This window comes from Flavobacterium sp. ZB4R12 (assembly GCF_048276375.1).
GTDB lineage: Bacteria > Bacteroidota > Bacteroidia > Flavobacteriales > Flavobacteriaceae > Flavobacterium > Flavobacterium gawalongense.
Genome location: NZ_JBLNKS010000028.1, coordinates 21,155 through 28,355, shown reverse-complemented (window position 1 = coordinate 28,355; position 7,201 = coordinate 21,155). Strand labels below are relative to the sequence as shown.

Genomic DNA, 7,201 nt, shown 5'->3' with positions numbered 1-7,201 from the left:
TTTGGTTGCTTCTGCTGTTGTGGCACGGGTTATTTCTGAAGCTAAATTCGTGGTCAATGCAGTTTCTGCAGTCGCAGCACGGGATACTTCTGAAGCTAAAGCAGTTGAACTCGATGTTGCCGAGGCGTCAACATAATCTTTAACCGATTTTACACTTGGGTATTTCACATCTGATGCGCCGTCAGCGGTCAGGTTCGTACTTTTATTTGCTAAAGCTTCTTTGGTTGCTTCTGCTGTTGTGGCGCGAGATGTTTCGGATGCTAAATTCGCAGTCAATGTCCCTTCGGCGGTTGTGGCACGAGATATTTCTGAAGCCAAAGCAGTTGAACCCGATGTAGCCGAGGCGTCAACATAATCTTTAACCGATTTTACACTTGGGTATTTCGCATCTGATGTGCCGTCAGCGGTCAGGTTTGTACTTTTATTTGCTAAAGCTTCTTTGGTAGCTTCTGCTGTTGTGGCACGGGTTATTTCTGAAGCTAAATTCGTGGTCAATGCAGTTTCTGCAGTCGCAGCACGGGATACTTCTGAAGCCAAAGCAGTTGAACTCGATGTTGCCGAGGCGTCAACATAATCTTTAACCGATTTTACACTTGGGTATTTCACATCTGATGCACCATCAGTTATAATGCTCGTACTCTTATTAGATAAATTTTCTTTATAACTCAATTCATTTACAGTAGCTATACTAAGTGGTTTATTCAAATCACTAGTGTTATCAACTTTATCAATACCAAGATTCTTTTTTGCATCTAATAGAGAAGTGGCATTAGTACCTCCATTTTCAATAGACACAACACCTGTTACATTTATAGCATTAGTTGACGAATAGGCAAAAGGAACATAGGTAAAAGGCTCATTACTAATTTCTGTAAATGAAGAACAATTTCCATTTGAGTTTATAGCAACTACTAAAGTTTTCTTTAAAGAATCCCATATTACAGTATCAAAAGAAATAGCATATCCACCTGTTTGTGTTCCATTGCCAATTATTAAATTAACCATTCCATATTGATCCGTTTTAGTTTGAACAACTTCTTGATATTCCAATTTTGAATATTCATCAAAAAATTTAAATAGTAAACAAATATCACCGTTAGCAAGTGGTGTATTTGAGTTATTTACACCTGGTATTTGTTCCCCTTTTGGATTGAGAATTACAGCTTGATAACTAATTCCTTTTATTTGCCCAATACTTTTGGCACTTAATAAAAGTATAAAAAGTAAAATTATTTTTTTCATAATTAATTTTTATTTATAGTGAAGTGAATTCCTAATTGAATTTGATTAGTATCAAATGATAATTTTTCGCCATTAACATTAGAATTATTCAAACTCTTACTAAAATTATAACCAATACTTAAAAATCCAAAAGATGAAATACTGTACTTGGCTTGAAATCCTATATGTGGAACGAGTACTATTCCTGAAAATTCTTTATGTTTTACTAAATCGTAATAAACACCATCTATTTCCTGTTTTCCATAAATTATTGTTGCCCCTTTTAATCCAATTTTTATAAAAAAATTGAAATTTTTATTTAAAAGTATTGTTGAGGGTAAAATCGAATAATTTAATTCACTATTGATACCTAAATATTTTGTGTCCCATCGGTATGAAATAACGGAATTACTACCAATAGCATTGTAATCATCTAAAGACAATCCAATTGCATAAAATGTTTTATTCTTTAATGGCTTAGATATGCCTAACTCGAAAAAACTGCCTACTCCACTTTGAAGATAAAAATTTGATTGTCCAGAAGAATCTTTGTAGTCATATTTTGTAAAGTTCTTCCCAGTATTAAAAAAAATTTCCTGAGAAAAAACTTGATATGATACAAAAAGAATAATAAATAATAAGTAGTTTTTTTTCATAGTTTGATGATTTTAGTATAATAACTGAAGTTGAATGCATTCAATCGAATTAGGTATTCTGAACTGGGTAATAATGATAAATCTATAATCAGAATGTTGTCATTTGATTTTTTCTTTAGTTCAAATATCTTACGACCCACTATGTCAAAAATATTTACTTCTATAAGTCCATTAATAGGTTTGGAAAATTGAAAATTAATAGTTTCAATAAATGGATTGGGATAAGTTGTGGTTTTGATATCATCAATTAAATTAGAGTAAATATATTTACCCCAAATACTTTGTTGAAATCCCTGCATAACTACATAATTGTTACTTGAAGTACCAATAAGAGTTTGTTGCCCTATTGTTTGCCTTATAATCGAACCATCAGGCATTTTTTTAGACAATCCTTGTGAAGATAGCATTTGATGATGCAAAACTTGACCCTGAAAAGTCAAAGTGAAAAATATAAGTAAATACCTCATAAAAAATAATTTCAACAAATCTAAGCCGTATAATTTGCTGTTTATCGATAAAATTATAAAGGTTTGAAAATAAGCTTAATCAGTAACAACTTTTCAGTTTTTAGTAACTATTAAATTAAACTGAAGTCATGTAAGACACCATAACAATAAAAGAAACAGGAAATCATAAAAAAAAAGTATTCAATTGTAGTATTAATTTAAAAATATGAGAAATATTTTTTCATATTTTAGCAACTTAATGATTAAACAAAAAAACTATATTTGATAACACACTAAGAAAAACCAAAGAAATATTCATTAGTAGCATTTGCTTAATTAATAAAAAGAACCCCATTTTCATTCTTTTTAAATGTTAAAAACTATATATAAAATCAAATGGCAACAAATTTCCTTTGCATTATTACCGGTATAATTGGTTTAGTAACTACTCTATTAATCTTTACAAGTTACAAATCAAATAGGGTAATGAATTTGTATATAATTTTATTAATACTCATCATTTCATTCCGTCATTTAATAATTGGGTTAACTTATTTTATTTCGGATGACTCTTTTAAGGACTCTTTCTATAAATATTCAAACTTCTCAGCAGTAGCAATTCCACTCTTTTATTTATATTTAAAAAATTTATCTAGTAACAATAAATATTTTGATAGCAAAGAATTATTGCATTTTATTTTTCCAACAACATTTTTTTTATTCATAATCAAGTTTAATGATTTTCAGCACCCTTCAATACGATTAAAACTTATTTTTTACACCATTTTTTTTGCATATACTTCATTTTATATTATTCTATGCTACAGGCTATTAAAAAAAAATATTTGGACCAGAGAAGTTGATATTAAAGTGATTAATAAGCAAAATGAATTAATTAACAATTGGACGTTATTTTTATTTATTGTAATTACATTAATAACAATTAGACTTCTTGTATCAATCCTTCTGGAGATCTATTATAATATTTACATTAAAGGGATTAGTTATCAATGGATATCGGCTCTTATTTGGTTACTAATTCTATTTAAAATATTAATTTCTCCTGAAATACTTTATGGATATGGTACTCTTTACAGGAAAATAAATGAAAATAGAAGCTCTAACTTAGAACTAAATGAGATTTGGAATATATCTTCTAATAGCAAATTAAATAATAGCCAACATCTTGTTTTAAAAGAAAAAATAGATAAAAATATTTTAGTATACATTGAAGAAATTGAAAAACTATCTTTTAAATATGAACTATTTAGAGACCCCAAAATGACAATTACTGATTTAGCCAACAAACTGAATATCCCAAAAAGTCATATCTCTTATATATTTAAATACCATTCAACAATTTCCTTTTCTGAATATAAAAAAGTAATCCGAATCCATGATGCAATTAAGCACATCGAACTAAACTATCTAAAAAACAACACTTTAGACTCATTATCAAAAAAGGTTGGATTTACTTCATACAATCCATTTTTTACGAGTTTCAAAGAAGTTTCAGGGGTTTCTCCATTAGAATATTATAAAATGACAAAAGTGGAAATTGATGAATAAAAAAAGGCTCAACCGTAAAGTTGAACCTTTTTTTATGGAAATAATTAAATCTTATTTCTTGTAATACTTTCTGTATTTTGGATACGTAATGGCTCCAAATAGAGTTATTACTCCTAATGAATACCAAATCCAGTTCAAGGAATGGGCTTCTCCACTCGCATACGAATGCAATCCTACCAAGTGAAAATTCACACCATAATACGTAAACAAAATAGATATAAAGGCAAACATACTCATTAAATTGAAAACCCATTTTCCACGTAAAAAAGGTACAAATCGAGCATGAATTACAAAAGCATAAACCATAATACTGATTAAGGCCCAAGTCTCTTTTGGATCCCAACCCCAGTAACGTCCCCAACTTTCATTTGCCCATTGTCCTCCAAGAAAATTCCCAATGGTAAGCATAATCAAACCTATGGTTAAAGATAATTCGTTGATATACGTGATTTCCTGAATATTCAAATCCATTTTGGTTTTGTTTTTTTCATTGGTAAACAAAATTAGCAACAAAGAAACCGCTCCTAAAATCATTCCTAATGCAAATGGTCCATAACTGGCTACAATTACCGCAACGTGAATCATCAACCAATACGAGTTCAAAACAGGCTGCAAATTGGCAATTTCCGGGTCAATCCAGTTCATGTAGGCTGCAGCCAAAATCATTGCCGTAACAAAAGCTGAAGAGGCTACAGTAAGTTTCGATTTTATGTCGAAAGCCAAACCAAAAAACATGGTCGCCCAAGCTACATAAATGATAGATTCATAAGCATTACTCCATGGCGCGTGACCAGAAATATACCATCGTGCGATTAAACCAAAAGTGTGCAAAGTGAATAATAAAGCTACTATTACATGCATAAAATTAACTAGATAATTCAATGCCTTTCTTTCTTTGAATATTTTAAGAATTGTAAACAAAAGCATTAAAATAGACGCAAAAATATACCCATAAGGCAATTTTTTGAAAACATCATATTTGTTATACAATACTTCTGATGTGATTTTTTCTTCACTTGGTCTCACTTTGCTACCAAATCTTTTTTGAAAACCATTGATACTTTCCAGCAATTCATCGGCTGTTTTATAATCATTCGAGGTTGAAGCGTTAGCCAAAGAACCAAAATACAAAGGCAATACATTTTTAGTGTACGTCGCTTCCATGCCTTTCAAGCCTGATTCGTTGAGTTCCAAATAGGAAATCCATTTGTTGTTTTTATCATCCGGAATTGGGAAAATCTTTAATATTCGCCCGCTCAAGGCCGATTCCATCAGATTTACTTTTTTATCGGTTTCGATAAAATCTTTTTCGAATTGGTTTGGATTTGCTGATTTGAATGCTTCATCTAAATATTTAGAGAGTTTATAATTTCCTTTTTCATCAAAAAAGGATACAAAAGGAGCATATTTCGCTTCTTTGTCAATCCCAATAATTTTTCTAATACTATCATTCCCGCTTTTGATGTAGATAATTGGAATTTCTATCCAATAATTCGCATATTGTGTCATTGACAAAAATGCCTGATCGGAATTCATTCCTTTGTAAGTATCATTATGACTCACTTTTCGCAACAATTCAGAAGAAAAAGTATTGATTGGCTTCATTCTTCCACCAGCATCCTGAATAATTAACCTTCCAAATTTTGCCGCATGTATTTCAGGAACTTTATATTTCGTTATAAGTTCTTCTAATTCATTTTGACTTAATACTTTTTTGGTGTGATTCGCATGCGTTTCCGCTGCTGCCTCGGTTTCAGTATGTGCATGTCCTTCGTGATCCGCGTGATCGTGTTCTTGTGCGAAACTATTGAAACTGAATAACAAAACTAAAATGGTCAAGAGTTTTGCTTTTTTAGTTTTTACCACTTCCAGTTTTCGTTTTACATCGGCAAAACGGGAATACTTGGTAAACATAATCGACATCATGGCAAAAAACAACATAAAATAACCACCATACGTAATGCAAGTTCCCCAAAAATCATGGTTTACGGATAATATTGTTCCTTTTTCATCAGGATCGAAACCCGACTGGAAAAAGCGATATCCTTTATAATCCAAGACATTATTCATGTATATTCTGGCATCGAAAGGTTTAACAGAATCCTGAACGGTCACCTGACTTTCAAATGAGGAATAACTTTTCTCTGTTCCTGGATATTTCTGTGCAATAAAATCATTCAATTTTATCTTGAAAGGCAAGACATACGCTTTACTTCCGTAGAACAAAGTATAATCGTTATTTCCTATTTTTACTGTTTTGGCTTCGCCAATTTTACCTTTAGAACCTACTACTGTAACTGTTTTTTCTTGTCCGTCAGCAGTTATTTTTACCACTAATGCATCTTCAAGATTCTTAGCTTTAAAATCATTTTTAGACTCATAATCAATTACACCTTTTACAGCTGGATCAGGAAATACAAATCGCATTTCACCAATGGTATATAACGAGCGCATCATCAAAGGCTGACTATTGTCTTTTGTCACTTTTCCTTGAAATTTATCGGCCATACGCATGAACGCACCTTCAAATGGAGTTTGAATGGTGTAACTACTTCCCGTTGTATTGATATTTATGGCTCCATCCGTATATTTATTTAAAGCAAATAATACATTATGAATGTTTTGTACTTCACCATCTTTCAAAAAATGTTCTTCACGTCCACCATCTCCTGCTTCCACTAATTTTAAATACAAAACTCCTTTAGGATCCGGTTTGATATACTCTTTAGCTCCCATGATAAAATTTTCATAGTTCACTTCAAATGACGTATCGGCAAACTTATCTGAAATACTGAAATTATTATTGGTAGCCGGAGAAAGCAGTACTTGTTTTTCAAAAACCCTGCGTTTCATTTCCCCTTTATATTCACCATCTACAAAAAGAGTAAGAAAGGTTTTGTCTGAAAAAACCTGATTTTCAGCTGCGCCTTCGCGAATGGGCATCATTCCTTCATAACTGATATATCGTGTCACAAAAGCTCCCAAAAGGATAAAAATAAAAGACAAATGGAGTAATAAAGTAGCCCATTTTTCTTTTTTTAACAATTGGTATCGTTTGATATTCCCAATGAAATTAATCACAAAGAAAACCATTATGGCTTCAAACCACCAAGAGTTATAAACTAGAATTCGAGCTGTATCAGTATTGTACTTGCTTTCGATGAAAGTTCCTGCTCCCATTGCGATTGCAAAAGTTAAGAAAAGAATAGCCATTAATCGTGTAGAGAACAAAATAGAATATAGTTTTTGATTCATTTGAAAGTGAATTTCGTTTTATAAAAGTGCCACAAAAGTACTTAAAAATGTTGA

The 7,201-nt window shown here is 31.3% G+C and carries 5 protein-coding genes; 1 reads left to right on the top strand and 4 read right to left on the bottom strand.

Going from position 1 to position 7,201, the window contains the following annotated elements; all coding sequences use genetic code 11:
* From ACNO7W_RS15890 to ACNO7W_RS15880, 3 genes are all read right to left on the bottom strand, one after another.
* Nucleotides 1–1,242 (bottom strand): hypothetical protein (locus ACNO7W_RS15890; protein ID WP_417938856.1); only part of this gene is annotated, 1,242 nt, incomplete at its 3' end.
* Nucleotides 1,243–1,244: 2 nt separating this feature from the next.
* A complete protein-coding gene (locus ACNO7W_RS15885) occupies nucleotides 1,245–1,877 on the bottom strand; it encodes a hypothetical protein (protein ID WP_143388968.1) in 633 nt (210 codons plus the stop codon).
* Nucleotides 1,874–2,344 (bottom strand): T9SS type A sorting domain-containing protein, encoded by a 471-nt coding sequence (locus ACNO7W_RS15880; RefSeq protein WP_143388969.1) that lies wholly within the window; start codon nucleotides 2,342–2,344, stop codon nucleotides 1,874–1,876. Before ACNO7W_RS15880 ends, ACNO7W_RS15885 begins: the two co-directional genes overlap by 4 nt.
* 375 nt (nucleotides 2,345–2,719) lie before the next feature.
* Between ACNO7W_RS15880 and ACNO7W_RS15875 the strand changes: the two genes are divergently transcribed.
* The gene (locus ACNO7W_RS15875; RefSeq protein ID WP_143388970.1) at nucleotides 2,720–3,892 is read left to right on the top strand and encodes a helix-turn-helix domain-containing protein; all 1,173 of its coding nucleotides are present in this window, start codon (nucleotides 2,720–2,722) and stop codon (nucleotides 3,890–3,892) included.
* Between the two features lie 51 nt (nucleotides 3,893–3,943).
* Here the strand turns inward: ACNO7W_RS15875 and ccsA are convergent, their stop codons facing one another.
* Nucleotides 3,944–7,147, bottom strand: coding sequence for a cytochrome c biogenesis protein CcsA (gene ccsA, locus ACNO7W_RS15870; protein ID WP_417938855.1), 3,204 nt, complete (start codon nucleotides 7,145–7,147; stop codon nucleotides 3,944–3,946).
* Between the last annotated feature and the right edge of the window lie 54 nt (nucleotides 7,148–7,201).

Coding starts and splice junctions, on each gene's coding strand:
- ccsA (WP_417938855.1), bottom strand. CDS start 7,147: ATGAATCAAAAACTATATTCTATTTTGTTCTCTACACGATTAATGGCT.
- ACNO7W_RS15880 (WP_143388969.1), bottom strand. CDS start 2,344: ATGAGGTATTTACTTATATTTTTCACTTTGACTTTTCAGGGTCAAGTT.
- ACNO7W_RS15875 (WP_143388970.1), top strand. CDS start 2,720: ATGGCAACAAATTTCCTTTGCATTATTACCGGTATAATTGGTTTAGTA.
- ACNO7W_RS15885 (WP_143388968.1), bottom strand. CDS start 1,877: ATGAAAAAAAACTACTTATTATTTATTATTCTTTTTGTATCATATCAA.